This is a genomic window from Corynebacterium sp. p3-SID1761 (assembly GCF_055862885.1).
This window is the reverse complement of sequence record NZ_JBSQBJ010000010.1, coordinates 1-23,423: the sequence shown is the minus strand read 5'-3', so window position 1 is coordinate 23,423 and position 23,423 is coordinate 1. Positions and strand designations below refer to the sequence as shown.

The 23,423-nt window shown below is 61.0% G+C and carries 22 protein-coding genes, 3 tRNA genes and 1 pseudogene; 17 read left to right on the top strand and 9 right to left on the bottom strand.

The features are described from left to right. Nucleotides 1-41 precede the first annotated feature (41 nt). From ccsB to ACWXWJ_RS06400, 5 genes are read left to right on the top strand one after another with little or no spacing between them, the layout of a single operon-like run. Nucleotides 42-1,136: a c-type cytochrome biogenesis protein CcsB gene (gene ccsB, locus ACWXWJ_RS06420; RefSeq protein ID WP_473963887.1), complete on the top strand. Its 1,095-nt coding sequence runs from the start codon at nt 42-44 to the stop codon at nt 1,134-1,136. A gap of 16 nt (nt 1,137-1,152) precedes the next feature. Further along, nucleotides 1,153-2,241, top strand: a complete 1,089-nt coding sequence (rfbB, locus tag ACWXWJ_RS06415) for a dTDP-glucose 4,6-dehydratase (RefSeq protein ID WP_473963886.1) — start codon at nt 1,153-1,155, stop codon at nt 2,239-2,241. A 19-nt stretch (nt 2,242-2,260) separates the two neighbouring features. Further along, nucleotides 2,261-2,968 (top strand): dTDP-4-dehydrorhamnose 3,5-epimerase, encoded by a 708-nt coding sequence (gene rfbC / locus ACWXWJ_RS06410; RefSeq protein ID WP_473963885.1) that lies wholly within the window; start codon nt 2,261-2,263, stop codon nt 2,966-2,968. Then, the gene (rfbA, locus tag ACWXWJ_RS06405; RefSeq protein ID WP_293792191.1) at nt 2,968-3,843 is read left to right on the top strand and encodes a glucose-1-phosphate thymidylyltransferase RfbA; all 876 of its coding nucleotides are present in this window, start codon (nt 2,968-2,970) and stop codon (nt 3,841-3,843) included. Before rfbC ends, rfbA begins: the two co-directional genes overlap by 1 nt. 4 nt (nt 3,844-3,847) lie before the next feature. Next, nucleotides 3,848-4,909 carry a phosphotransferase family protein gene (locus ACWXWJ_RS06400; RefSeq protein ID WP_473963884.1) on the top strand — a complete coding sequence of 354 codons (1,062 nt, stop codon included), beginning with the start codon at nt 3,848-3,850 and terminating at the stop codon, nt 4,907-4,909. Between the two features lie 11 nt (nt 4,910-4,920). Here the strand turns inward: ACWXWJ_RS06400 and ACWXWJ_RS06395 are convergent, their stop codons facing one another. Continuing rightward, on the bottom strand, nt 4,921-5,265 hold the full coding sequence (locus ACWXWJ_RS06395) for a hypothetical protein (protein ID WP_473963883.1): 345 nt from the start codon (nt 5,263-5,265) through the stop codon (nt 4,921-4,923). An 85-nt stretch (nt 5,266-5,350) separates the two neighbouring features. On the opposite strand from ACWXWJ_RS06395, the gene ACWXWJ_RS06390 reads away from it, so the two are divergent. Both ACWXWJ_RS06390 and ACWXWJ_RS06385 read left to right on the top strand, forming a co-directional pair. After that, nucleotides 5,351-5,743 carry a DUF4229 domain-containing protein gene (locus ACWXWJ_RS06390; protein WP_293792185.1) on the top strand — a complete coding sequence of 131 codons (393 nt, stop codon included), beginning with the start codon at nt 5,351-5,353 and terminating at the stop codon, nt 5,741-5,743. A gap of 60 nt (nt 5,744-5,803) precedes the next feature. After that, the gene (locus ACWXWJ_RS06385; RefSeq protein ID WP_293792184.1) at nt 5,804-5,953 is read left to right on the top strand and encodes a hypothetical protein; all 150 of its coding nucleotides are present in this window, start codon (nt 5,804-5,806) and stop codon (nt 5,951-5,953) included. Here ACWXWJ_RS06385 and ACWXWJ_RS06380 read toward each other — a convergent pair. The 4 genes and pseudogenes from ACWXWJ_RS06380 to ACWXWJ_RS06365 all read right to left on the bottom strand — a co-directional run bounded on the left by ACWXWJ_RS06380 (nt 5,950) and on the right by ACWXWJ_RS06365 (nt 10,477). After that, nucleotides 5,950-6,846: a 1,4-dihydroxy-2-naphthoate polyprenyltransferase gene (locus ACWXWJ_RS06380; protein ID WP_473963882.1), complete on the bottom strand. Its 897-nt coding sequence runs from the start codon at nt 6,844-6,846 to the stop codon at nt 5,950-5,952. The two genes, ACWXWJ_RS06385 and ACWXWJ_RS06380, sit on opposite strands and share 4 nt — an antisense overlap. 50 nt (nt 6,847-6,896) lie before the next feature. After that, a complete protein-coding gene (locus tag ACWXWJ_RS06375) occupies nt 6,897-8,234 on the bottom strand; it encodes an AMP-binding protein (protein WP_473963881.1) in 1,338 nt (445 codons plus the stop codon). A gap of 21 nt (nt 8,235-8,255) precedes the next feature. Continuing rightward, nucleotides 8,256-9,242 (bottom strand): annotated as a pseudogene (locus ACWXWJ_RS06370) (IS481 family transposase). Beyond that, nucleotides 9,239-10,477 carry an MFS transporter gene (locus tag ACWXWJ_RS06365; protein WP_473963880.1) on the bottom strand — a complete coding sequence of 413 codons (1,239 nt, stop codon included), beginning with the start codon at nt 10,475-10,477 and terminating at the stop codon, nt 9,239-9,241. Before ACWXWJ_RS06365 ends, ACWXWJ_RS06370 begins: the two are co-directional and overlap by 4 nt. Nucleotides 10,478-10,783: 306 nt before the next feature. On the opposite strand from ACWXWJ_RS06365, the gene ACWXWJ_RS06360 reads away from it, so the two are divergent. Next, the gene (locus ACWXWJ_RS06360) at nt 10,784-11,275 is read left to right on the top strand and encodes a hypothetical protein (RefSeq protein WP_473963879.1); all 492 of its coding nucleotides are present in this window, start codon (nt 10,784-10,786) and stop codon (nt 11,273-11,275) included. A gap of 153 nt (nt 11,276-11,428) precedes the next feature. Here the strand turns inward: ACWXWJ_RS06360 and ACWXWJ_RS06355 are convergent, their stop codons facing one another. The 3 genes from ACWXWJ_RS06355 to ACWXWJ_RS06345 form a co-directional block, all read right to left on the bottom strand. Further along, entirely contained in the window at nt 11,429-11,845 is a 417-nt protein-coding gene (locus ACWXWJ_RS06355; protein WP_448307824.1) for a hypothetical protein, read from the bottom strand. Between the two features lie 206 nt (nt 11,846-12,051). Beyond that, nucleotides 12,052-13,026: a DoxX family protein gene (locus ACWXWJ_RS06350; protein ID WP_473963878.1), complete on the bottom strand. Its 975-nt coding sequence runs from the start codon at nt 13,024-13,026 to the stop codon at nt 12,052-12,054. An 83-nt stretch (nt 13,027-13,109) separates the two neighbouring features. Beyond that, nucleotides 13,110-14,072 carry a 1,4-dihydroxy-2-naphthoyl-CoA synthase gene (locus ACWXWJ_RS06345; RefSeq protein WP_473963877.1) on the bottom strand — a complete coding sequence of 321 codons (963 nt, stop codon included), beginning with the start codon at nt 14,070-14,072 and terminating at the stop codon, nt 13,110-13,112. A gap of 44 nt (nt 14,073-14,116) precedes the next feature. Here ACWXWJ_RS06345 and ACWXWJ_RS06340 point away from each other — a divergent pair, with 44 nt between their 5' ends. From ACWXWJ_RS06340 to ACWXWJ_RS06320, 5 genes are all read left to right on the top strand, one after another. Next, on the top strand, nt 14,117-15,217 hold the full coding sequence (locus ACWXWJ_RS06340; RefSeq protein ID WP_473963876.1) for an o-succinylbenzoate synthase: 1,101 nt from the start codon (nt 14,117-14,119) through the stop codon (nt 15,215-15,217). A gap of 49 nt (nt 15,218-15,266) precedes the next feature. Further along, nucleotides 15,267-17,096, top strand: a complete 1,830-nt coding sequence (gene menD / locus ACWXWJ_RS06335) for a 2-succinyl-5-enolpyruvyl-6-hydroxy-3-cyclohexene-1-carboxylic-acid synthase (protein WP_473963875.1) — start codon at nt 15,267-15,269, stop codon at nt 17,094-17,096. After that, nucleotides 17,096-17,560: a DUF3592 domain-containing protein gene (locus ACWXWJ_RS06330; protein ID WP_293792174.1), complete on the top strand. Its 465-nt coding sequence runs from the start codon at nt 17,096-17,098 to the stop codon at nt 17,558-17,560. The genes menD and ACWXWJ_RS06330 overlap by 1 nt, the downstream gene beginning before the upstream one ends. A 92-nt stretch (nt 17,561-17,652) precedes the next feature. Beyond that, nucleotides 17,653-18,972, top strand: coding sequence for a glycosyltransferase family 4 protein (locus ACWXWJ_RS06325; protein ID WP_473963874.1), 1,320 nt, complete (start codon nt 17,653-17,655; stop codon nt 18,970-18,972). A gap of 84 nt (nt 18,973-19,056) precedes the next feature. After that, nucleotides 19,057-19,743 carry a demethylmenaquinone methyltransferase gene (locus ACWXWJ_RS06320; protein WP_473963873.1) on the top strand — a complete coding sequence of 229 codons (687 nt, stop codon included), beginning with the start codon at nt 19,057-19,059 and terminating at the stop codon, nt 19,741-19,743. Nucleotides 19,744-19,753: 10 nt separating this feature from the next. Here ACWXWJ_RS06320 and ACWXWJ_RS06315 read toward each other — a convergent pair whose 3' ends face one another. Beyond that, on the bottom strand, nt 19,754-21,181 hold the full coding sequence (locus ACWXWJ_RS06315) for a geranylgeranyl reductase family protein (RefSeq protein ID WP_473963872.1): 1,428 nt from the start codon (nt 21,179-21,181) through the stop codon (nt 19,754-19,756). Between the two features lie 210 nt (nt 21,182-21,391). Here ACWXWJ_RS06315 and ACWXWJ_RS06310 point away from each other — a divergent pair, with 210 nt between their 5' ends. The 4 genes from ACWXWJ_RS06310 to ACWXWJ_RS06295 all read left to right on the top strand — a co-directional run bounded on the left by ACWXWJ_RS06310 (nt 21,392) and on the right by ACWXWJ_RS06295 (nt 23,353). After that, nucleotides 21,392-22,402 (top strand): polyprenyl synthetase family protein, encoded by a 1,011-nt coding sequence (locus ACWXWJ_RS06310; protein WP_473963871.1) that lies wholly within the window; start codon nt 21,392-21,394, stop codon nt 22,400-22,402. A gap of 92 nt (nt 22,403-22,494) precedes the next feature. Beyond that, nucleotides 22,495-22,576: transfer RNA gene (locus ACWXWJ_RS06305), tRNA-Tyr, on the top strand. A 557-nt stretch (nt 22,577-23,133) separates the two neighbouring features. Next, a tRNA-Thr gene (locus ACWXWJ_RS06300) sits at nt 23,134-23,206 on the top strand. Nucleotides 23,207-23,279: 73 nt separating this feature from the next. Then, nucleotides 23,280-23,353, top strand: a tRNA-Met gene (locus tag ACWXWJ_RS06295). Nucleotides 23,354-23,423 lie beyond the last annotated feature (70 nt).

Sequence of the window (23,423 nt, the reverse complement as noted above, 5' to 3'; positions counted from 1 at the left end):
ACTTTGTAGCGATTTAAGACTTTTCTTTAGAAGGATTTTCGATGCAGATCGATCCACAGCTATCCGATTTCTCCGACTTAGCCTTCCGCACCGCGGAGGCTTTGTATCTGCTGGCTCTTGCCGTGTCGCTTGTGTTCTACGGCATTGTGCGTATGGCCAATGACCGTCGCCACCAGCGCGCCGCTGAGCTGGAGAAGCTACGTGCCACGGAATCTGCGAAGGTCAACTCCACTGCGAAGGTCGCCGTCGGTGCGGGCGTTGGCGCTGGGGTGGATTCGGTTGCTGACGAAAGTAGGGCCGAGGAGCCTGACTATGCGGTTTTCGAAGCACAACTGCCCGAGCGCCTGCGCTCTGAGCAGGTAACCAAGTCTCTGAATCGCGCGGACAAACTGGGTGGTATTACTCAGGCTCTGGTCTGGCTGGCCGTGGCGATGCATGCCGTGTTCGTGGTTCTGCGTGGCATGGCTACGAACCGCTTCCCGTGGGGCAACCTCTTCGAATACGTCGGCGTGGTCACGTTGTTTGCCATGGTCATCGCTGCGTCTATGGTGCGCCGTAAGGCCATGCGTGTGATGTGGCCATGGATTCTGACCCCGGTCGTGGGTCTGCTGTTCTACGCAGGCACCAAGCTATACGCAGAGACCGCCCCGGTTGTTCCGGCACTGCAGTCCTACTGGCTGGTCATTCACGTTTCCACCGTTGCTATTGGTGCCGGCATCGGCATGATGTCTGGCCTGGCTTCGCTTATGTATCTAGTACGCCGTGCACAGCCGAAGGGCGAGGAAAAGGGTTGGCTGCGGACGTTCGCCGCTCCGCTGCCAGAGGCCAGCAAGCTGGACGCACTGGCTTATCGCACCGCCGTGTGGGCGCTACCGATTTTCGGCCTGGGTATTATCTTCGGCGCCATCTGGGCGGATGCTGCATGGGGACGCTTTTGGAACTGGGATCCGAAGGAGACCGTATCCTTCATCACTTGGATTCTCTACGCCGCTTACCTGCACGCCCGCGCCACCCCGGGCTGGCGTGGCCCGAAGTCGGCGTGGATCAACGTCTTTGCTTTCGCCACGATGGTATTCAACCTCTTCTTCATCAACATGGTGGTCTCCGGCCTGCACTCCTACGCCGGCCTGAACTAGTCACCAAAGGAACAGCGTGAGCACTTTCTCTACTGTCCTCGTAACCGGCGGGGCGGGTTTCATCGGAGCTAATTTCGTCCACCGCACGCTGGAAACCAGGCCGGACGTCAAGGTTTTTATTTTTGACGCCCTCACGTATGCCGCTAATCCGATGAATCTACGGACGGACGAGGGCATCCCGCTGGAGGATGCCTATCCGGGGCGGGTGGAGTTCATCGAAGGGGACGTGGCAGACGCCCCGGCATTCCGGGCCGCCTTGGAACGAACGATCGCGGCGAGCGGCACCAGCGAGCAACCTTCCTCCGAGAGGGCAGCGATTGTGCACTTCGCGGCGGAAAGCCATAACGATAATTCGCTGGCCACCCCGGCGATCTTTGCCCGTACAAATGTAGAGGGCACCTTGAATGTTGCTCAGGCTGCCGCTGATTTTGGTGTGCGCCTGCACCATATTTCTACCGATGAGGTTTTCGGCGACCTCACTTTGGATGACCCGAATCGTTTCACGGTGGATACCCCGTACAATCCGTCCTCGCCTTACTCGGCTTCGAAAGCTGCGGCGGATCACTTCGTACGCGCGTTCGTCCGCTCGCGGGGACTGCAAGCGACGATTTCGAATTGTTCAAACAACTACGGGCCACGCCAGCACCCCGAGAAATTCATCCCTCGCCAGATCACCGGCCTAATCGAAGGGCACAAGCCCCGGTTGTACGGGACAGGTGAGAACGTGCGCGACTGGATTCACGTGGATGATCACAACGACGCGGTGTGGGCGATCCTCGACTCCGGGAAAGTGGGGAAGACCTACCTGATCGGCGCGGAAGGGGAGCGATCCAACCTACAGGTTGTGCGCGATCTACTGGAGATCTTCGACCGTCCGGCGGATGATTTTGTGCATGTTACGGATCGCCCAGGCCATGACCGGCGCTATGCCATCGACCCCAGCAGTATCGCCGAGCTGGGGTGGCAGCCGCACTTTACGGATTTCGCTTCCGGGCTCGCCAAGACAGTGGAGTGGTATCGCCGCAATGAGAAGTGGTGGGTTGAATCCAGGGCGGCGTCCGAAAGAAAGTACCGGGATAACGAGCAAGAAATAGATCCCGCATAGCGCCGCTAAAGTAGAAGCTATGAGTGATATGACCTCGCGCACCGATGAGCTACTATCCGCAGCTGAACCCGGCAGCATCGTGGATTTACCGATCCCCGGAGCCTGGGTGTATGTGCCTCGCGTGCATGGCGACGGCCGGGGCAGTTTCCACGAGAGTTTCAAAGCGGAGGCTTTTGGTGAGAAGCTCGGTTACCCCTTCGAAGTAGCACAGGGGAATCTCTCGCGCTCGTCGCGAGACGTGGTGCGTGGCATCCACTTGGCAGACGTTCCTCCGGGACAGGCGAAGTTTGTCAGCTGCCTGGCGGGCGCTATTACCGACGTACTCGTGGATGTGCGGGTGGGGTCGCCGACATTTGGCCAGCACATCACCGTGGAGCTGTCGGCGGAGAATAATGTCAGCGTCTACGTACCCTTGGGCGTAGGACATGGTTTCCGTGCACATGCAGACCACACGACGGTGAATTACCTGGTCACCGAAGCGTATAACCCAGAGCGGGAATACGGCATCGACCCGTTTGATACGGAACTGGCTGTGGAGTGGGGCGTCACGAAGGAAGAAGCCGTGCTCTCGGACAAAGACCATGCGGCACCGAGCCTCAGCGAGGTACGCGATCGTTTGCCGAACTACCGGGAGGTACGCGCATGGGAAGCACAACTGCGCGCGGATTGGGCCGAGGCGCTGCAGTCGGCTGATGAGTGGGCTCCCGAGCAGGGAGATACCAACTAATGAAGGGCATCATCCTGGCCGGAGGAACCGGTTCGAGGCTTTGGCCGATTACACAGGGCGTCTCCAAACAGCTAGTGCCCGTGTACGACAAGCCGATGATCTACTACCCACTGACCACCCTGATGCTGGCAGGGATCCGCGACATTCTGGTGATCACCACGGGTGCGGATGCGCAGCAGTTCCGCAGCCTCCTCGGCGATGGCTCGCAGTTCGGAGTACAAATCAGCTATGCGGTTCAGGATCAGCCGAATGGTCTGGCTGAGGCCTTTATCGTTGGCGAAGACTTCATCGGGGATGACTCCGTGGCTCTGGTTCTGGGCGACAACATCTTCTACGGCACCGGCCTGGGAACCCAGCTGCGGCGCTTCCACAACCCCGAAGGCGGAGCGATCTTTGCCTACTGGGTGGCCGAGCCAGAAGCTTATGGCGTGGTGGAGTTTGACCGCGAGGGCACGGCGCTGAGTTTGGAGGAAAAGCCCGCCGAGCCGAAGTCCAACTACGCGGTACCGGGACTGTACTTCTACTCCAACGACGTAGTGCAGATCGCTAAATCACTGGAGCCCAGTGAGCGCGGGGAACTGGAAATCACCGACATCAACCGTCGCTATTTAGCCGAAGGACGCCTGCATGTGGAGGTACTGCCGCGCGGAACCGCCTGGTTGGACACCGGAACGGTAGATGATCTCGCCGCTGCCGGCGACTTCGTCCGTGCCGTCGAACAGCGGCAAGGCCTGAAGATCAGCTGCCCGGAGGAAGTTGCTTGGCGCCTGGGGTACATCGATGATGCACAACTGCGGGCGTCAGCAGACAAACTAGGCAAAAGCGCATATGGACAGTACCTCAGCGCATTAATGAAACGCGGAAAAGAGCGGTAGACAAGTGGCTATCTCTATCGAGACGATTCCCGGCCTGGTGGCACGCACATGGCGCGATCTGGAGTGGTCGGGGCAGCGCGTGCCGAAGCAGGGCATCGACCATGCGGTGGTGATTCTGGACGGGCTGCGATCCAAGGAATACGAGCTTAACGACATGCTCCCGGAATCTGTCGTGGTTCGCGTGCCCTTCGAAAAGGAATACCGAGCCCAAGCCATGCTGGAATCTTCGCTGATCGCGCAACTGTTCCGCCGCACAAAGGTACGTGTGCCGGGGACGGTGCGGCAGGCCTACGCGCGCGGGACTTTCAACACCGCCGAACCCGTGATGCTGACCATGCAGACGGAAATGCTGGGCGAACCACTGAGCGCGGAATTGTGGCAGTCGCTTTCCGCCAGTCAACGTGCCTGGGTGGCCGAGCAGCTGGGAAGTCTACTGGCCACGATGCACGCCTTCGACCCCGATGTACTGCCAATGAGCCGAGTGGATTCCTGGTGGACTGACGGTGCTGCGACCTCCACTCTGAGCCATGCCTCGCGCACTCTTCCGGGCAAAAACGAACTGATGAAGTCTCGCGTGGAAGCGAATCTGGTTCCGCACCTCACGGCCGCGGAGTTGGACTTCGTAGAGCAAATATTTGGCCAGATTGATGACCTTCTCGCCCGGCCGAACCAGCAGCGGGCGCTGACACATGGCGAACTGCACGAGGAACACATGCTGTGGAACGCTGAAGGAGGCGTGGGCGTCATCGACTTCTCTGACATGACGGTCGGTGACCCGGCGCTGGACTATGCACATTTCGCCGGCATTTCTCCGAATCTTCCGGAGCTGGTGTTCGAACAGGCGATTATTCAACATGAACAGCGTCGCCAGGCGCCTGCCGTGCCAGGAGTGCCGCCGCCGATGCCTGGACCGTTGTATCGTGCGGCCGACGGGGGCCGAACCTCGGAAAGCTCCGAGGATACGGATGTGTTGCGCCGTGCTGAGATCTACAAGAACTGGGACAATATCTTCCTGCTGATCGACCACTACCGGACGGGGCGCTCACCCCGCGTGGAGCTTTTGTAGGTCCGCTAGCGCTACTCCTGCTCAGGATCGTTGTTGCTCTGGTTCGGGTTGTGCTGCTCTGGTTCCTGCTGCTCGCGTCGCCGGAGTTCCTCCCGTCGCTCCACGCGTCGTTGACGCTCAGCCTCTTCGGCTTCCTTGGCCTCTTGTGCACGCCGCTGCTTGAAGCGCTCTTTCTCGATGTTCCATAGAAAATCCGGGTCGTCGTCCGGCCCCTTGTGGTTCTTCGCCACCTCGTTTTTCCTTTTGACGCCCCCACGCCGACGCTGCTGAGCATTTCCCCAGGTCTGTGGACCGAATGCTTTCCACAGCAGTACGAGAGTGACGATGAACAAAGCGAGCAAAAGAAGTCGACCCATGTATACAATCCTAAAGGATCCTCAGACGAGCACCTGCGGCTTGACGATTAACGGAACTTCACGGGCTAAACGTAGTGTGGTGTGCGTGGCTAACGAAGATGTGAATGCGAAGAACCAGGCTAAGGCTTCGGCTGATACTGCGGCCGCTGGCGATGAGGGCGTCAACAAGAAAGACGGCAAGAACCTCGACAAGGGCAAGGCGGTCCGTGACGTAGCGCTATATGCCTTCCTGCGCCTGCTGCTGTTCCTGGTGCTGACGTTCATCATCCATTCGATCGTGATTTTGCTGGGCATGGCAGACTACTTCCCACTGCTGGTGAGCATGACGCTGGCGCTGATCCTGGCGCTGCCTCTGTCGATGTTTATGTTCAAGGGGCTGCGCCTGCGCGTCACCGAACAAATCGCGCGGTGGGATGCCGAGCGCCAGGCTCACCGGCAGGAGCTACGCGACCAGCTGCGCGAGCGCTTGGACGATTAATTTCTCTACAGTTTGTCCACCGATCTTGGTGGCGGTCATCTGCGGATTAGACTCGCTGCTATGAACGGCAAACCGCGGGACGTGGTTGTATGGGCAGACTCCCGTCATCAACGCAAGAAGCAGATCGGCGGCGCTACGATAACGTGGCGAGCAGGGCTTACCCGCGAGATCGAAGCGAAGGTTCGTTTCCACGGGGTGGAGTTTCGCTAGGCCAACAGCGCGGCGACAAACTCCAGAATTGACCACAGCAGCATTCCACGCCCCAGCATGCCCAGCACGGGGATTAGCGCCTTTCCTTCGGCGCCACGAGTTACAGGGCGGGCGGCAATCACAAACAGCGGCACAGCCAGCAGCGCAAGCAGCCCCCACCAGTGGCCGACACTAATGCCGATAGTCACCACTACCGCCAGGGCGACCAGCCCCACCCACAGTCGGCGGGTGTTTGCATCCCCCAGACGCACAGCCAACGTGATCTTTCCGGTGACAGAATCAGTGGGAATATCGCGCAAGTTGTTGGCTAGGTTCACTGCGCTGGAAAGGCTACCGACGGCAATGGCCAGCAGCCCGCCCCGCCAGCTCACGGCGCCGGTCTGGGTGAACTCCGTGCCCAGCACCGCCACCAGGCCGAAGAAGACGAACACAGCTACTTCGCCTAGTCCCCGATAACCGTACGGGTTTTTTCCACCGGTGTAGAACCAAGCGCCCGCAATGCAGGCCACACCTACGAGTACTAGCCACCAAGCGCTCAGCACGCTCAGCACAATGCCGGCAACGGCACCCACTCCGAAGGCGGCAAACGCGGCGTACTTCACCTTCCGCGGTTCCACAAGGCCACTGCCGGTCAGACGCAGCGGCCCGGAACGGTCGTCGTCCGTTCCCTTGATGCCATCGGAGTAGTCGTTGGCGTAGTTCACGCCCACGATCATCGCGAGGGCAACAACCCCGGCCAGAACCGCCCGCAGTGGGTTGGCGGCACCCTCCAGGGTGGCGGCAGCTGTGCCCGCAAGCACAGGGGAAATGGCGTTGGCCCAGGTGTGCGGGCGTGCCCCTTCGAGCCACTGAGCTGGGGTTGCTCCGGGGTGCTGCCTGCTGGTGGAGGTCATGGTTCGCCTTTCTAGAGCTCACACTCTTAATGGCACTTGTACAAAAACCTTTATTCTAGTCCCCCAAGAGGCGCGGCTTTCTTAGTGCTCTCCTGCAACATTGCGCGCAATATTTTCGCGGCCCGTTGGCGGTCGGTTTTCCCCGGGCCGGTGGTTGGCATTTCGTTGATTACCCAGGCGCGCCGGGGGAGTAGTTCGGGCTTCACCTGCCCGCGCATGGCTGTACGCACCATCTCGGTAATGTCGGGCGCGGTTATGCCGGACGCAGTGGTGTCGGGCACGGTGGCTCGGGCAACGCCGTCGTTGAGAACTACCAGCACCCCAATCGATTCGCCGAACTCTGCATACTGTGGGTCTTCTATGCCCGCGGCAAAGGCAGCTTCCGCGCCGGGAACGCTTTGACAAAGGGCCTTTTCAACCTCCTCGGGAAGTACCTTGTATCCGCCCGTGTTGATCGCCCCGTCGGCGCGCCCCAGAATCCGCAGTACGTCACCGTCCAGCACTCCAATGTCGGAGGTTAGAAACTCTCCCGCAGTCGGGAACGCCTCTGCTGAGTCCACGTTGCGGTAGCCGTCGGCCACCATCGGTCCCGCGATCCGCACCCGCCCGGCTCCGCGCTCGTCGGCGTCACTAATCCGCACCCGTGCTCCCGGTAGACAATGCCCGTTGTATACCATCCCCCCGGCCGTTTCACTCGACCCGTAGGTCAGTGCGATCTTCGCTCCTGCTTCCGCCATCTTCTTTATGACGCCCTCACGCGCTGCTGCCCCGCCCACCAGTACACAGGCGTAGCGTGTCAGTGCCTGCACGGCGGCGGGGTCTGCGGCGATCCTTTCCAGCTGAGCGGGGACGAGGGAAGTGTAAAGATCTGCACCTGGATAAGTGTCTGCGAGGTGCAGCGTGTCCGCGACGAAACCAGCTGTGTTGAAGTGCGATCCCTGCTGTAAGTGCTGGGCTGCGAGGGGAGTATAGCCCGCTCGGAGGCTACGGAGTAGGACTTGCAGCCCGGCGATGTGATGCGCTGGAAGTGTGAGCAGCCATGCCCCTGGTTGGGCTTGAAAGTGGTGCTCCATGAAGGAGACGGTGGCGTCCGCACTGGTGGAGAGTTGGCTGGGGCCGAGCACTGCGCCTTTCGGGGTGCCTGTGGAGCCGGAGGTACAGGCGATGAGTGTGCCCGGCGCTACGCTGTCTGCTTTGTCTGTGCTTCCCGCGCGCATTTGTTCCGGCAGGTCGGGGCAGGTTTGTTGCCAGTCTGCGGGGAGTGGGAGGAGGGAGAGTTCCTCTGCGAGGAGTTGCTGGAGTGCCTCCAGGGAGTCGGCGAAGAGTTCGGGCGAGGAAGCGCTGATGACAGTTGGCTGCAAGGGAACGGAGGCGGGATTTCCGGTCATGCTGACCAATGTACAACCTGCCTAGATGTACTGATCGGGGACGTTTGTTAATCGCGTGAAGGGTGGCTGGTTGCCGCAGGCGGTGTGGGGCCTGTGGTGGTTGTAGTAGTGCAGCCAGCCCTCGAGCTCACCGCGGCGCTCGGCTTCAGAGGTGTAGCAGCGGGCGTAGGCCCAGCCGTCGGCCAGGGTGCGGTGGAATCTCTCGATCTTCCCGTTGGTCTGCGGACGATAGGGCCTGGTGCGCTTGTGCTTGATCCCGAGCTCATGGCAGGTGTCTCGCCACAGGTGTGAGCGGTAGGCGCCTCCATTGTCGGACAACACCCTCTCGACGGTGACGCCACGCTGGTTGAACCACTCGACAGCCCGGACCAGCACGGCAGTGGCGGTGAGGGCGGTTTCGTCGTCATGGATCTCGGCGTAGGCGACACGGGAGTGGTCATCGATGACGGTGTGGACGTACGCCTTTCCCATCAACGGGTCCCGCCACTTGTTGCGAGGCTTGTCCGGGGTGGCAGCGCGGTTGCGGTCGCCTTGTTGTCGGCCGACGTAGCGCCAGCCCCGCCGTCAGGGATGTTGCCGAGCTTCTTCACATCGACGTGCAGCATCGCCCCGGGATGGTCGTGCTCGTAACGGCGAACGGGCTCTCCCGTGGCGCGGTCGACATGGGAAAGCCGGTTCAGGTGCGCGTCGACCAGGATCCGATGGACCGTCGACGGGGCGATCCCGAGCCGGCACGCGAGCTGGACCGGTCCTTCGCGCAGGCGCAGGCTGAGCTGGATGCAACGCCTGGTCGTGGCTTGGCTGGTCTTGTTCGGCGACCGGTGGGGCCGTGAGGAGCGGTCCTGCATGGACTGGCCGGTGCGGTAGCGGTCGGCCCAGCGCTTCACGGTGGGCCAGGAGACCTGGAATCGGGCTGCGACTTCGCTGACCGGCCAGCCCTGGTCGACCACGAGCCGGGCGACGATCAGTCGGTGGCGGGGTGTGAGGGGCAGCGTTGGGGTGGCTCATCGCGGGTTCTTCCTCGACCTGCGGGAGCGGGTGAAAGTGACCAAGACCAGGACGGCTGCTCCGACCCACCAAAGTCCTGCTGCGGCTCCGGTTCTCACGAGCAGCGGCGTTCCGCTCCACCATCCGGCTGCCCAGCTTCCGAGGGCCACGCCGAGGCTGGTTCCTGCCTGTCGGAGGGCGTTGTTGAGCCCGCTGGCCACTCCTGGGCGGCCAGGCCAGGCGGACAGGCTTTCGCCCACGATGGCGGAGGTCATCAACCCGAGGCCGACCCCGATGCCCAGCAGCCCTGGGGCGAGACCCATGGTTCCCGGCAGCCGGCCCAGCGTCGCGAGTCCCACGGCGCCGACGGCGAATCCCAGGGCAGCGACGCGGCGTCGGCCGAGGCGGACGACAGCCCTCCCCGAGAGGGGGCCGAGCACGACGAATGGCGCTGTGGCGAGCAACAGCAGCAGTCCAGTCGGCCCGGCACCCATCCCGAGCCCGGACTGCAAGTGGACCGTGACGGCCTGGAGAGTGCCGTTCGCGCCCGAGGTCATCATCGCTGCCGCGATCACGGACCCGACCAGCGCACGCTTGGCCATCTCGCCTCGACCAGCGGCGGCGGGCGGGCCGGCGTGCAGGACCGCAGGGCGAGCCGCATGCAGCTGGCGCCCGGTCCCCCACGCGGCGAAGAGGCCGAGGGGCACATTGATCCAGAACACGGCCCGCCATGACAGCGCGGCGACGAGTAGACCGCCCACGGCGGGTCCCAGCGCGGTCGCCACGGCGCTGATGCTCGACCAGGCCCCCAAGGCCTTGGCTCGCTCACCGGGCTCGGGCCATGCCTGGCTCAGGGCGGCCAACCCGGCCGGCAGCATCACGGCAGCAGCCAACCCCTGACCCCAGCGGGCCGTCAGGACCACGAGCCATGTCCCGGCCAGCCCTCCGAGCAGCGACGCGGCGGTGAACACGGTGATGCCGACCAGCAGGGCGCGACGTGGCCCGATGCGGTCGACCAACCACCCGGCGGGCAGCAGCGCGAGGGCGAGGGGCACGGTGTAGGCATCCACGACCTGGGCCCAGCGCGCCACGGGCACATGGAAGGTGCGGCCGACCGTGGGCATCGCCACGTTCATGGCCAACACATCCAGCAGCACCAGGAACATGGGGATGCACAACACTACGAGCAGGAATGTCCCGCCGTTGCGGCGGGCACCACCCCGGTGTGAGGCGGGGGCATCAGGAGAGAGGTTCATGTCGACCACGATAAGGTATGGACGCTTCGGTGGCGGTCGAAGTGTGACGGGGTGAGAATGGGTGACATGGACCCACAGCCAGACATCGCCTCGGTGGCCGCGCACTTCGCCGATCGGTCACGCGCCGCGATGATGCTCGAACTGCTCGACGGCAACGCCCGCCCCGTGACGCGCCTGGCCCAGGTGGCAGGGGTGCGCACCTCCACCGCCAGCGAGCACCTGTCCCGCCTGGCGGGGGCAGGACTGCTCGTCGTCGAACCCGAGGGACGGATGCGTCGCTACCGGCTCGCAGGCCCCCACGTCGCGGTGGTCCTGGAGTCGTTGATCCCTCTGGCGTCCACCCCTGGCGTCACGGGGCTACGCCAGGCCAGCCAGTGGGACCGGTTGCGGGTGGCGCGCAGCTGCTACGACCACCTGGCCGGCAGTCTGGGCACCGACATCCTGGCGGGCCTGGTCGAGGTCGAGACGCTGCGCCGCACCGACGGCATCCAGGGCACCGTTCGGGGTCCGCTCGATGCCATCGCCGGCCCGACGGCCACCGGCTACGTGCTGGGTCCCCACGCTGCCCAGCACTTCGCCCGGATCGGTATTGACCTCGCCGTGGTGCAGGCTGGGCGTCGTCCCCTGCTGAAGGTGTGTACGGACTGGACCGAGCAACGCCACCACCTCGCTGGAGGACTCGGAGCCGCGCTCATGCGCGCCCTCATCGACCGAGGGTGGATCGAACGCCGCCCCGGACGGCGCGACCTCCTAATCCACAAACCAGAGGACATTCAAGACTGGCTCACCACTGCCTGACTCGATCAACATCTCCGGTCAGTACACCTAGAGGTGTGCCCTGTCCCTGTGACGGCTTGTAAGGGGTGCGACATTCGGAGGAGGGGGAGGGGGCGAAGCAAAACCCCCGTGCGCAAGAGGTGCGCACGAGGGCTATGTTGCTCCGGCGAGGGGTTAGTCGGCCTGAAGACCGAATTCCTGGACGCGCTTTACAGTGGCTTCCAGCTCCTCCGGGCCGGGTAGACGCTTATGGATGGCCAAGAAACTAGCCTGTACATCCTGGCGAGTGGCCGGGGTTTTCCCGGTGTCGATGAGGTAAGCGACGATGTCGAGGTAGGAGGGGCTGCGTGTATCCAAGGCGTTCAAAGAAGGGGTCGGGAGATCGTTGTTTGCCTTTAGGTAGTGGCGATACTGTGCGGGAAGGAGGAGGGAATCTGTCTCGGTTGGTGCGTGTGTGTTGCGTGTGCGGTGTGCATTTGCGACGCGTGTGCCGGCGGCGTGAATCGACGCAAAATGCGCAGCCGGATCAGGGCCCTTGGTGGTGACAGCGGTTCGGAGCTTAGCTCGGAGCTGGTTGAATGGGTTAAACATGATGCCTACCCTCCTTCCTTTGACGACGTTGAGTTTCTAACGATAGAACATAGGGTAGTTAACAACTGTTGGGAACGTCAAGTATTTTTTGTTCCAACCTTAAGTTCGTACTTGAAAGCAACAAAACCCGCCGGGAAGCTATCAGCTCCTCCGGCGGGGTAGTGGTGGGCGAGCCTTAAAAGTGGCTCGCGGATGGCGTTTGGCCTTTAGTCGCCACCGCCGCCATCTCCGCCGCCGTCACCGCCAGCATCGGAGCCACCGTCAGAGCTGGAACCAGAACCAGAGCTGGAGAAATCGCCGAAGCTGTTGCTCGACGGTCCATTGCCCTGGTTGCTGTTCCACTGGGTGGTAGGCGCATCGGCATTGGAGCTGTCGCCATATTGGGAGCTACCAAACGGAGTGGCATTGCTGCCGCCGATGACACCGGCACCACCCGCGGCGGCGCTGGTGTCGCGGCGTGCGTTATTCCACATGTTGTTGCTCTGGTTGTTAGCACCTTGGTTATTCAGGCTCTGGTTGTTAGCGCCTTGGCTATTCAGGCCCTGGCTATTCGAGCGCTGAGCCGGGGAACCGTAATTGCCGAAAGGATTCTGCCCCGGATTCTGCCCCTGAGCCTGACCCTGAGCCTGCCCCGAATTCGGAGCCATACTCCGATTCCCGACCGATCCAGCCGGCGCACCTGCGGGTGCAAAGTTGCTATTGTTCAGGCCGAAAGCTTCATTGCCCCTAGCCGTTTCAGCCTCCTTGGCCGTCTTTTCCTTACGTTCCTTACGGGCACGTACGGGCGTCATAAAGAGGTAGTCCAAGCTAAAACGGCCGGAGCCATGCGCTGCCAGGGCGAGACCCGCGGCGCCCAGAAGCCCGACAAGCTCCCAGCCGCCATCGGAAACGAAGACACCCTTACCCCAGTGTGCGAAACCAAATGCGAAGACCATTTGCACAAACAAGATTGGGCCGACGATCCGAACCAGCAGGCCCAGGATGAGCAGCACACCGGCAGCAAGTTCGAAATATGTTGCGAACTGTGCGGAAGCGTTCGGCCATGGGACGCTCATGGACTCGAAGGATTTAGCGGTACCGTCGATGGTCCAGGAATTGTATTTTTGCCAACCATGCGCCAGCAGCACGATGCCCACCAGAACGCGGGAAATGGTGATGCAAACATCTTTATAAATGTTCATGCTGCTAACGCTACCAAGTTAGCGCTGCTCCGGGCTGCCTAAAAGCAAGAGCGGCTAAAAGCAAGGGCGCACCCTAGTTAGCCCTAGTAGTAATAGGGGAACGGTTCCCAGCGTGGCTCTCGCTTCTCCAAAAAGGCCTCCTTGCCCTCGACCGCTTCGTCGGTCATGTAGGCCAGTCGTGTGGCCTCGCCCGCGAAGACTTGCTGCCCCATCAGACCGTCATCGGCCAGGTTGAAGGCGAACTTCAGCATGCGCTGGGCAGTGGGGGACTTTGTGTTGATCTCGCGAGCAGCTTGAATAGCCTCGTCCTCCAAGCTGCCGTGGTCAGCGACGATATTCACCGCGCCCATCTGCTGCATCCGCTCGGCGCTATATGTCCGGCCCAGGAAGAAGATCTCACGCGCGAACTTCTGCCCCACCATCTGCGCCAGATACGCCGAGCCATAGCCTGCGTCGAAAGACCCGACATCCGCATCGGTTTGTTTGAACCGCGCCTCCTGCCGGGAAGCAATTGTCATGTCGCACACCACGTGCAGCGAGTGTCCACCACCTGCAGCCCAGCCGTTAACCACGGCGATGACAACCTTCGGCATCGTTCGGATCAGACGCTGCACTTCCAGGATGTGCAGGCGGCCTCCCTCGACCTTTTCGCGTGCCGTATCCACACTCGACTCATCCGCCGCTGCCACGTCCCCAGTGTGCTCGGTGGCATAGCGGTAGCCAGAACGACCACGGATACGCTGATCGCCGCCGGAACAGAAAGCCCAGCCGCCGTCCTTCGGGGATGGCCCGTTGCCGGTCAGCAGGATCGTGCCGACATCCGGGGTGCGACGCGCGTGATCTAGCGCCCGGTACAGCTCGTCGACGGTATGAGGACGGAAAGCATTGCGCACTTCAGGGCGGTTAAATGCGATACGCACGATACCATTCGCCCGACCCTCGCCGACGTGGCGATGGTAGGTGATGTCGGTGAAATCGTTGACACCGGGGGCGTCCACGGGTCGCCATAGTTCGGGCTTGAAGGGATTGCTGCTGTTTTCGCTCATGTTCGCCATTCTATCGGGCAGCAATTTTTGGCAAGGTAGGGAGAATGAACACTGAGACTTCCAAATCCGCTGCCATTGCCCTACCGCCGCTCGCCGAGTTGCTTGAACGCTCTCATGTGGTTGCCCTGCCGATGCGGGTGCCTTTCCGCGGTGTGGCTGTTCGTGAGGCCTTGCTTATTGACGCCCCGTCCCAGTGGACAGAGTTCGCTCCTTTCCCGGAATATGAGCCGGCGGAAGCCTCCTTGTGGCTGCGCTCGGCGATTCAGTTCGGATACAGCGAGCAGGGTGAGCAGGAGGAATGGGTTCCCGTAAATGCCACCATCCCCGCAGTTGATGTGGCAGCACAGCCCGAGATCATTGATGACCTCATGGCGCGCTACCCCGGTTGCACTACGGTGAAGGTCAAGGTTGCGGAAAAATCTGCTTTGACGAAGGATCCTGGGATCAGCATGCAGCAGGATATTCAACGCGTCCGCGCGGTTCGAGAATGGTACGCCGACCAGGGGGTTGTGGCTCCGAAGATTCGCATGGACGCTAACGGCGGCTGGACCGCACAGCAGGCATTAGAAGCGGTGGAAACCCTCGCTGCGGACGGTCCGTTGGATTATGTGGAGCAGCCTTGTCGCACCATCGCCGAGCTGGCGGAGGTACGCCAGAACCTCATGCGGCGGGGGCTTTTTGTGCGCGTGGCCGCAGACGAGGCCATTCGCAAAAGCATCGACCCGATCGCCGCAGTCAAAGAGGTAACGAACGCGGGCGCATGCGACGTTGCCGTCCTCAAAGTGCCACCGCTGGGAGGTGTGGACCAATTGCGCCGGGTAGCCAGCGAGGTAGCCAAGCGTGGGGTATCCATCACGGTGAGTTCTGCATTGGATACCGCAGTGGGGCTGGGAGCGGGGCTGCGAGCAGCCGCCAGCCTGGCGCATATAGATGACGACGGCATGGTTGCCGAACCCAATGCAGCCGGCTTAGCCACAGGTACTCTTTTCGTCCGCGACCTCGCTGAACGTCGGATCGTGGATGGGCGTATGCACGCCGGCGCAGTTGCTCCGGATCCGGACCTCCTCAACGAGTTCCGCGTCACCGGCGAGCGTCGCGACTGGTGGATCAACCGCCTGAGTGCGGCCTATCGTTTCCTAGAGTGAGCGGATCTTTCCGCGAGGGTGTCCGAGGTGAAAGGTAAATTGAGGAACTGTGACTAACACCGATAGTTCTTCCCAGGATTCTTCTCCTGCGGCTGCTGAGCCGCTTCCCAGCCCTGTCGCCGTCCACGCTGCCTTAGTGCTGGTGGATCATATAATTCGTTGTGGCGTGCAAGAGGCAGTCCTGTGCCCCGGCTCGCGCAATTCCCCACTGAACTTGGCTTTCATGGAGGCTGAACGGGTGGGACGGGTGCGCCTTCACGTGCGTACGGATGAGCGTTCCGCAGCCTTCTTGGCTCTGGGGCTGGCGAAGGTTTCCCGCCAACCCGTCCCGGTTGTCATGACTTCCGGGACAGCCGTGGCTAACTGCCTGCCGGCAATGGTAGAGGCCACGCTATCCGGCGTACCGTTGATTGTTCTCTCGGCGAATCGGCCGCTTTCGATGCTGGGGTCTGGAGCAAATCAGACCATCGATCAGGCGGAGATTTTCGGATCCCATTCCGTGTGCACCCTGAATACGGGAAACCTGGCGCTGGAAGGGGAAGACATCAAAGCACCGGACGATGTCGCTACTTCCCGAGCAGGCGGAGCTGCCACGCAGCTACGCGATCTGGCCTGTCAGTTAGTCGCTGCCGCCGTTGACCCCATCGACGGCGGTGGCGTGCATTTGGATGTTCCTTTGCGGGAGCCGCTGGTGCCACCGACTCTCGACGAGCTTTCGCTATGGGCTAGCGCGGTCACCGGTAACACACCGGCACCCTGGGGGGTTCGCTCGTTTCCCTTTGGGCAGGTTGAGGTTGATCTTTCACGCCGTACTCTCGTCATCGCCGGTTCGGTAAACGATGTCGCCTGGGCGCGAGCGATCATGGATGAATTGGCGGACGTGCCGACCATTGCGGAGCCTATTGCCCCCGCCCCGGACTTCCCTGTTCATAGCGCGGCCGTTGACATGTTTAGCACCCAGGTCGTCGGTGATGGCGAGTATTCGGCGGTCACCACCCCGGAACAGATCGTGGTGATTGGTCGGCCTACTCTCCACCGCGGCGTCACAAAGCTCCTAGCTAATAAAGACATCCACATTATTGCTCTCAGCGATACCCGCAACGTGACCGATGTATTCGGCAATGTGGACGAAGTCGGCAGTTCTGTCCGCCCGCACGGCGAGCAACCAGAAACGTGGCTTCAAGTAGCGCGCGCCATTAGCGACATGGGAGCTGGACAGGTGCGCGACGCACTCGCCGAGCACGATCCCTTTACTGCGGTACACGCTGTCGCCGTTGTTGCTGACGCCCTGCGCGACGGTGACCTCTTGGTACTAGGGGCTTCGACAGCGGTGCGAGATGCCTCCCGCGCCGGGCTGCCCTTTGATGGCGTGCAGACGATAGCTAATCGTGGGGCAGCGGGGATCGACGGGACGATCTCCACCGCAGTGGGGGCCGCGATGGCTCACGCTCATGCTGACCCGACGGCTATCCGCGCTCCGCGCACGATCGCTGTGATGGGGGATCTGACTTTTGCCCATGATCTCGGTGGGCTGAATATCGGACCATTGGAACCGCGCCCAGATAACCTGCTGATCGTGTTGACCAACGATAGCGGCGGCGGGATATTCGAGACCTTGGAGCCGGGGGCAGAGAACTTGCGCACCTTCGCTGATGGCACCGCGGCTTTCGAACGGGTCTTCGGTACTCCGTTGGACTTGGACTTTGCAGAGCTTTGCGCTGGTTTTGGGGTAGAGCACAAGCTAGCGACCAACGTAGAGGAACTCGCAATGGCCATCGATGAGCATGCTGAGATCGGGGCACAGGGGATCACGGTGCTGGAAGTGAAGGTGAGCAGAGGTGGGCGTCGAGAAATAGAAAAAAGAATTGCGGGCGCTTGATGAATCGCTTGAGAAACCACGAGCTCACCCCGAAGCAATTTCGAATTGCGCGCCGTTTAAGGCGAATCAAGCAGGTGGTGATCGGGCTTGCGGCAATAGTGATTTTGGTCTGCGGTGGCATGATCGTCACCTCTGCGATTGATGACTATGCGATCTCGCGGGATAAGGGGGAGGCGACGGCGGAGGTTGTGTCGGTACAAACCCTGCGAACGACCGTGCGTTTCCGTGATGCAGAGGGCAATTTTCGGCAGCCGGAGGAAGGGCTAAAATACCCGTCCGGTCTTATTGAAGGCCAGAATGTGCGCGTGGAATACCAGGTCAGTGACCCAGAAAACGTCAAGGTGCAGGGGCGAGGATGGACGTTGGCATTTCTTCCTGCGTTGTCTTCAATGACTGTGGGGCTTGCCGTGTGCGCTGTTCTGATGCTGCTGATTCGGCGATGGGAAAAGAAACATAAACTTTGAGTAGCGAAAGTAACCTTTTGTTTCCCTAGACTTGTTAATGTTTTTACCCAGACGAAACGCGGGCGTGAACTACAAAAGGGATGCTGAAGGGTATGCGAGTTGCGATTGTTGCCGAGAGCTTTCTGCCCAATGTTAATGGGGTTGTAAATTCCGTACTCCGCGTGCTGGAGCACCTGCGAGCCAATGGGCACGAAGCGCTAGTTATTGCACCGGGTGCGAAAGCCGGGCAAGAAGAAATTGCGACTTATGAGGGGTTCCGCATTGCGCGCGTCCCTGCTGTCGATGTGCCGGGGATTAACTCTCTGCCCATCGGCGTGCCAATGCCGAGCGTGTACACCGAATTGAAGAAATTCCAGCCGGATGTTGTGCATCTGGCTAGCCCTTTCGTACTGGGTGGTGCGGGTGCTGTGGCGGCTCGGGCGCTCAAACTTCCCTGCGTGGCGATTTTCCAGACTGACGTGGCGGGATTCGCCAACAACTACAAATTGAAGTTCCTGTCCAAAATGGCTTGGCGCTGGGTGCGTGTCATGCACAACATGTGCGCAATGACGTTGGCGCCAAGCTCCGTAACGATGCGCGAGCTGGAAGAAAACAAGGTGCGTGGTGTGGCTCATTGGGGTCGCGGGGTGGATACGGAACGCTTCCACCCCTCGAAGCGCTCGTCGGAGCTGCGTCGTGAGTGGCTGCTGGCTGGTGAAGAAAAGCGAGGTGGAAAGGCGGGCGAAACCGACGTGATGGAGCTGGAGAACCGCCGGAAGATCGTCGGTTTCGTGGGGCGCCTGGCTGCTGAGAAGTCCGTGGAGCGCATGGCAGCGTTGAATGGGCGAGACGACGTGCAGATCGTCATTGTTGGCGATGGCCCGGAGATGGACTCCCTGAAAGCACTGATGCCCACCGCGGTGTTTACCGGCGGACTCTACGGCGAGGATCTAGCCCACGCATTTGCCAGCCTGGATATTTTCGTACATACCGGCCAGTTCGAGACGTTCTGTCAGGCCATTCAGGAGGCGCAGGCTTCCCGTGTGGCAACCATCGGCCCGGCAGCCGGGGGGCCGATCGATTTGATTAAGCCCGGCCACAACGGCTTCCTGTTGAACGTGGAGAACTTCGAGGCCGAGCTGGTTGACGCGGTAGATACCATCCTCGCTGGGGGAGTGGATTCCTACCGGGACAACGCCTTCGAAGGTGTGCAGAACAAGAGCTGGTCTAGCCTATGTGACCAGCTACTCGGCTACTATCGTCAAGCCATTGCACAGGGCGGCAAGGCCGCACCCCGCACCAATTCGCAGCGCGACTTCACCGGTGTACGCGAGGTACGTCAGACCACCGTCGAATCCCAGTCGGAGCAGGCGGCTGTAGAAGCAGACCTAGTGGCCGAAGCGAAAGGTTCCGCAGAACCAGTGGTGCGCTAACGCAACCCCCAATCCGCGGATAGCCCCGCCCCCCTTAGCCGGGTGCGATCGGAGTATGCATCGAGGCACGCTAAGATGTGTGTCGTGTCTCGGGCAAGTTTGGAAAAGAAACCGCAGGAAGTTGCGTCGATGTTCGACGCAGTGGGTAAAAAATACGACCTCACTAATACGGTGTTGAGCTTCGGCCAGGATCGCTATTGGCGTAGCCGCACCCGCAAACGCCTGGACTTAAAGCCCGGCGACCTGGTGCTCGACCTTGCTGCTGGTACGGGCGTATCCACCGAAGAGTTCGCCCGTACGGGAGCGACATGCATCGCCTGCGACTTCTCCTTCGGCATGCTGTCCGCGGGCTCCCACCGCGACGTGCCAATGGTGTGTGCCGACGGCACCAACCTTCCTTTCGCAGACGAGACCTTCGATGCCGTAACGATTAACTACGGTCTGCGAAACATCGTGGACTTCCGCGCTGGCCTGCGTGAAATGGCGCGCGTGACAAAGCCAGGCGGCAAGCTCGCCGTGGCAGAGTTCTCCACCCCCGTCATTCCCATCTTCAAAACTGTCTACAAGGAATACCTCATGCGCGCCCTTCCGAAGGTCGCGAAGGTCGTCAGCTCTAACGCTGATGCCTACGAGTACCTTGCCGAGTCGATCCGCGCCTGGCCCGGCCAGGAGGAACTTGCCGCCGAGATCCGCGTGTGCGGTTGGGACGAAGTCGGCTGGCAGAACCTCACAGGCGGAATTGTCGCTCTCCACAGCGCCATTCGCCGATAGTCCTGCGCTACTAGCCCCGCGCGGCGAAGGGCTTATCGATCGGCGCGAGGTTCACCACGCGCCCCGCGCCTCTCCAGATCCGCGCAGCAAAATCGCGGTCTTCCGGGCTGACCAAATTCCCCATCAGGCGCGTCGCCACCCCCATCGTGCGGTTCGCCAGCGGCCCGCGCATACCCAGCGGCCCGAGTGCACTCATTAGCCCCGGCATCGTCAGAACCACCGCCAGTCGCCGCGCCAACCCGAATGCCTGTCCATACTGTCTTTCGAGCTCGGCCGTCCATTCTGGCTCGATGCCGGCGCCGTTGTTGCCCTTAATTCGGGACGCCCACTTCTCCGGCCTTCCCCATTCCTCCACCAACAACCGGACGAGTAGTTCCGCGGATTCCAAGGCATAGTCGATGCCTTCACCATTCAGCGGATTAACCAGCGCCGCCGTATCGCCAATTGCAGCCCAGTTCGGCCCTGCCACCCGGCTAACGGCACCGCCCATCGGCAGCAGTGCAGAGGTGATAGATTCCGGATCTCCGTCGATTTCCCAATCCTCACCAACCTGTTGGGCATAATCGTGCAGCAGCTTCTTGGTATTCACCTTTGCCGGGCGTTTAGTGGTGGCTAGCACACCACAGCCGAGGTTAGCCCGGCCGGTATCACCGCTATTGCCTAGCGGGAATACCCAGCCGTAGCCAGGCTGCGCGGTGCCGTCAGCATCGTTGAGCTCCAGATGCGAGTGAATCCACGGCTCATCGCCGAAAGGCGTGTTGACGTAACTGCGGGCGGCAATGCCATGGACCAGACCTTTATCCCACTTCACGCCGAGCTTCCGGGCGATGCCACTTCGCACGCCTTCGGACAGCACAAAGAAACGCCCGCGCAGCCGCAGGTGTGTGCTTGCTTTTGACTTGCTCTGCACGCCTGCACCGGTGCGGGTGCCCGTCACCTCGATGAGTTGCTGGGCGGTTGGATCGCAGGTGGCGTCACTCACCTTGGCCTGGATAAAACGCACACCCGCAGCGATGGCGAGCCTTGCTAGGGAGGCATCCAGGCGTGAGCGGGGGATAGCCGAGCCGCGGAGTGGAAAGCTGCCCACGGGCCACGGGGCAGTAATGGAACCGCCGAAACCATGCAGTTTAAGGCCGCGGATGTGGGGCGCATCGTCGAGGAGATCCGCTGCGCCCATTGATTCGAGTGCGGCGACGGCGCGGGGAGTTAATCCATCGCCGCAGGTCTTATCGCGCCCAGTGGATTGGGTGGGGGAATTCTCGGCGGATAAAGCGCCGGTGCCGGGGACATCAGCCATGTCCACCAATGCGACATCCAGACCTGCGCGGGCGGCGTGGAATGCGGCTGCGGAACCGGCTGGTCCTGCGCCCACGACGACGAGATCGGCGTCGACCTTGGCAGGCGCATTGGTGGGGGTTTCAACGAAAGGGGAATTCATCGACCACCATTGTTTCACGGAGGTGGGGCGGAGGTCGCGTCGGTGCTGGGGAAACGGTAGCGGAATTAAGAGACGTGAAGTATGCATGTGGGTTAAACACCGTCCCGCCGATCGACTAAAGTGTCGATAGACATGTAAAAAACACATGCGAAGTACACGGTTGTACCAGCATGTGGCGTTAAAGAGGAAAAGTCGAGGCTGACCACGGACATGCCAAGTGCCACACCCCGTAAACCGGTGCTCCCTGACGTCGGGGACGCGCAACTAAACGAGGCCTTGGGCCAGTCGATGCAGCAGGTAGAGCAGCTGCTTAAGGATCGACTGTCGGTTGGCGAGTCCTTCCTTACCGACAAGATCAGCCACCTTTTCGACGCTGGTGGTAAGCGCTTCCGCGTGATGTTTGCGCTGCTTGCCGCCCATTACGGTAAGAATCCAAGCTCTCAAGAGGTGCTCGAAGCGGCTGCGGTAGTGGAGCTGACCCACCTGGCGACGCTGTATCACGACGATGTGATGGATGAGTCTGATCAGCGGCGTGGTGCAGAGTCCGCAAACAAGCGGTGGAACAACTCGGTGGCCATCCTGGCGGGCGATTACCTGTTTGCTATTGCCAGCGACATTATGGCGAAGCTGGGCACCGAGACAGTGCAGCACTTTGCGGAGACCTTCCGTGAGCTTGTGACCGGGCAGATGCGCGAGACTATCGGCGCCAGCGAGGGTGAGGATGAGATTGAGCACTATCTGACTGTCATTCAGGAAAAGACCGGTGTGCTCATTGCTTCTGCTGGTTGGCTGGGTGCGCTGCACAGCGGTGCTTCGGACGAACACCGCGAGGCGCTGTTTAAGTTTGGCCGCAATGTCGGTCAGATCTTTCAGATCGTCGATGACATCATCGACATCTGGGCTGATCCCGAAGTCTCCGGAAAGGTGCCCGGCACAGACTTGCGCGAGGGCGTGTTCACCCTGCCGGTCCTTTACGCAATGAGGCAGGAAGACACCACGGGGGCGCGGCTGCGCGAAATCCTCACTGGACCTGTCACAGAGGATGCCTTGGTGGACGAGGCGCTAGGGCTTATCCGTGGCTCCGAAGGCCGCGAGAAGTCGTTTGAGGTGGTGCAGCGCTACCGCCAGTACGGGGAGCAGGAGCTGGCCAAGCTGCCGGATAACCAGGTGACCCATGCGCTGCGACAGCTGATGGATTTTGCCTTGGAGCGCCTGGGGTAGCTGGCGGGGTGGCCGCGCGGACTGCTTGAGCTGGCGATTTGCATAAGTTGGGGCTGTTCGTAGTAGAGTTACCAGCGCACCGAATGGTGCATGCCAGATTGCCCGAGCGGCCAAAGGGAGCGGACTGTAAATCCGCCGGCTCTGCCTTCGTTGGTTCGAATCCATCATCTGGCACAACAGTTACCCGGTGGTTGCTTCCCTGTGCGGGGGAGTGACCACCGGGTTTTGCTATCTGGAGTTCTGGGGTTTGCTGTGTGAGTGTGGGTTTTTCCGGCTCAACGGGGCAGGGATAGTGGGAATGTCGCTAGAACGGGAAAGTGAAGACCTACATTTTTGGTGACCGAAAAATGGAAGCATCTGAGCTGGGGTTATGCATACATGAAAACCAGATGCAGTAACAGATTCCCGATTTAGCGACATTTCTCGCTAAATGGAGGTGCATATCCACAGTTGGGGGCGAGGGCGGAAATTGGGGCAAGAGTTGGGTGACAGAAGTTCGTGCGACGCGAGCTACTGGCGCGCAATAAACTATCGGCACGCAATGAGGAGTTAGCGCGTGATGTGCCGTCGGGGCACAACAAGCTATCGGCTGAAAGCTTGCAAAGGTAGTCGTGAATGAGTCTGAAATCTCTATCTGAGCTGCCGATTTGTGTAAAACGCTGCTAGGTGGTTAAGCTAACTCAGGCTTCAAGCGATGCGGTTAAAACAAACTGCAATGCAAACGAAGTTATGCCCCCTTAGCTCAGTCGGCAGAGCGTTTCCATGGTAAGGAAAAGGTCGACGGTTCGATTCCGTCAGGGGGCTCTGTCATTTTATGCGCCCCGTCACGCGACGTTAGACACAGACCGTTGGCGGTCCGTATCAAAGTGGCGATGATGGCGGTGTAGCTCAGCTGGTTAGAGCGCACGACTCATAATCGTGAGGTCGAGGGATCGAGTCCCTCCACCGCTACCGAATGAAAGCACCCGGAGATGGAAAATCTCCGGGTGTTTTTCGTTTGCGGAAGATGCTGCGTGTAAGG

Coding starts and splice junctions, on each gene's coding strand:
- ccsB (WP_473963887.1), top strand. CDS start 42: ATGCAGATCGATCCACAGCTATCCGATTTCTCCGACTTAGCCTTCCGC.
- rfbC (WP_473963885.1), top strand. CDS start 2,261: ATGAGTGATATGACCTCGCGCACCGATGAGCTACTATCCGCAGCTGAA.
- rfbA (WP_293792191.1), top strand. CDS start 2,968: ATGAAGGGCATCATCCTGGCCGGAGGAACCGGTTCGAGGCTTTGGCCG.
- ACWXWJ_RS06395 (WP_473963883.1), bottom strand. CDS start 5,265: ATGGGTCGACTTCTTTTGCTCGCTTTGTTCATCGTCACTCTCGTACTG.
- ACWXWJ_RS06385 (WP_293792184.1), top strand. CDS start 5,804: ATGAACGGCAAACCGCGGGACGTGGTTGTATGGGCAGACTCCCGTCAT.
- ACWXWJ_RS06380 (WP_473963882.1), bottom strand. CDS start 6,846: ATGACCTCCACCAGCAGGCAGCACCCCGGAGCAACCCCAGCTCAGTGG.
- ACWXWJ_RS06375 (WP_473963881.1), bottom strand. CDS start 8,234: ATGACCGGAAATCCCGCCTCCGTTCCCTTGCAGCCAACTGTCATCAGC.
- ACWXWJ_RS06365 (WP_473963880.1), bottom strand. CDS start 10,477: ATGAACCTCTCTCCTGATGCCCCCGCCTCACACCGGGGTGGTGCCCGC.
- ACWXWJ_RS06355 (WP_448307824.1), bottom strand. CDS start 11,845: ATGTTTAACCCATTCAACCAGCTCCGAGCTAAGCTCCGAACCGCTGTC.
- ACWXWJ_RS06350 (WP_473963878.1), bottom strand. CDS start 13,026: ATGAACATTTATAAAGATGTTTGCATCACCATTTCCCGCGTTCTGGTG.
- ACWXWJ_RS06345 (WP_473963877.1), bottom strand. CDS start 14,072: ATGAGCGAAAACAGCAGCAATCCCTTCAAGCCCGAACTATGGCGACCC.
- ACWXWJ_RS06340 (WP_473963876.1), top strand. CDS start 14,117: ATGAACACTGAGACTTCCAAATCCGCTGCCATTGCCCTACCGCCGCTC.
- ACWXWJ_RS06330 (WP_293792174.1), top strand. CDS start 17,096: ATGAATCGCTTGAGAAACCACGAGCTCACCCCGAAGCAATTTCGAATT.
- ACWXWJ_RS06325 (WP_473963874.1), top strand. CDS start 17,653: ATGCGAGTTGCGATTGTTGCCGAGAGCTTTCTGCCCAATGTTAATGGG.
- ACWXWJ_RS06315 (WP_473963872.1), bottom strand. CDS start 21,181: ATGAATTCCCCTTTCGTTGAAACCCCCACCAATGCGCCTGCCAAGGTC.
- ACWXWJ_RS06310 (WP_473963871.1), top strand. CDS start 21,392: ATGCCAAGTGCCACACCCCGTAAACCGGTGCTCCCTGACGTCGGGGAC.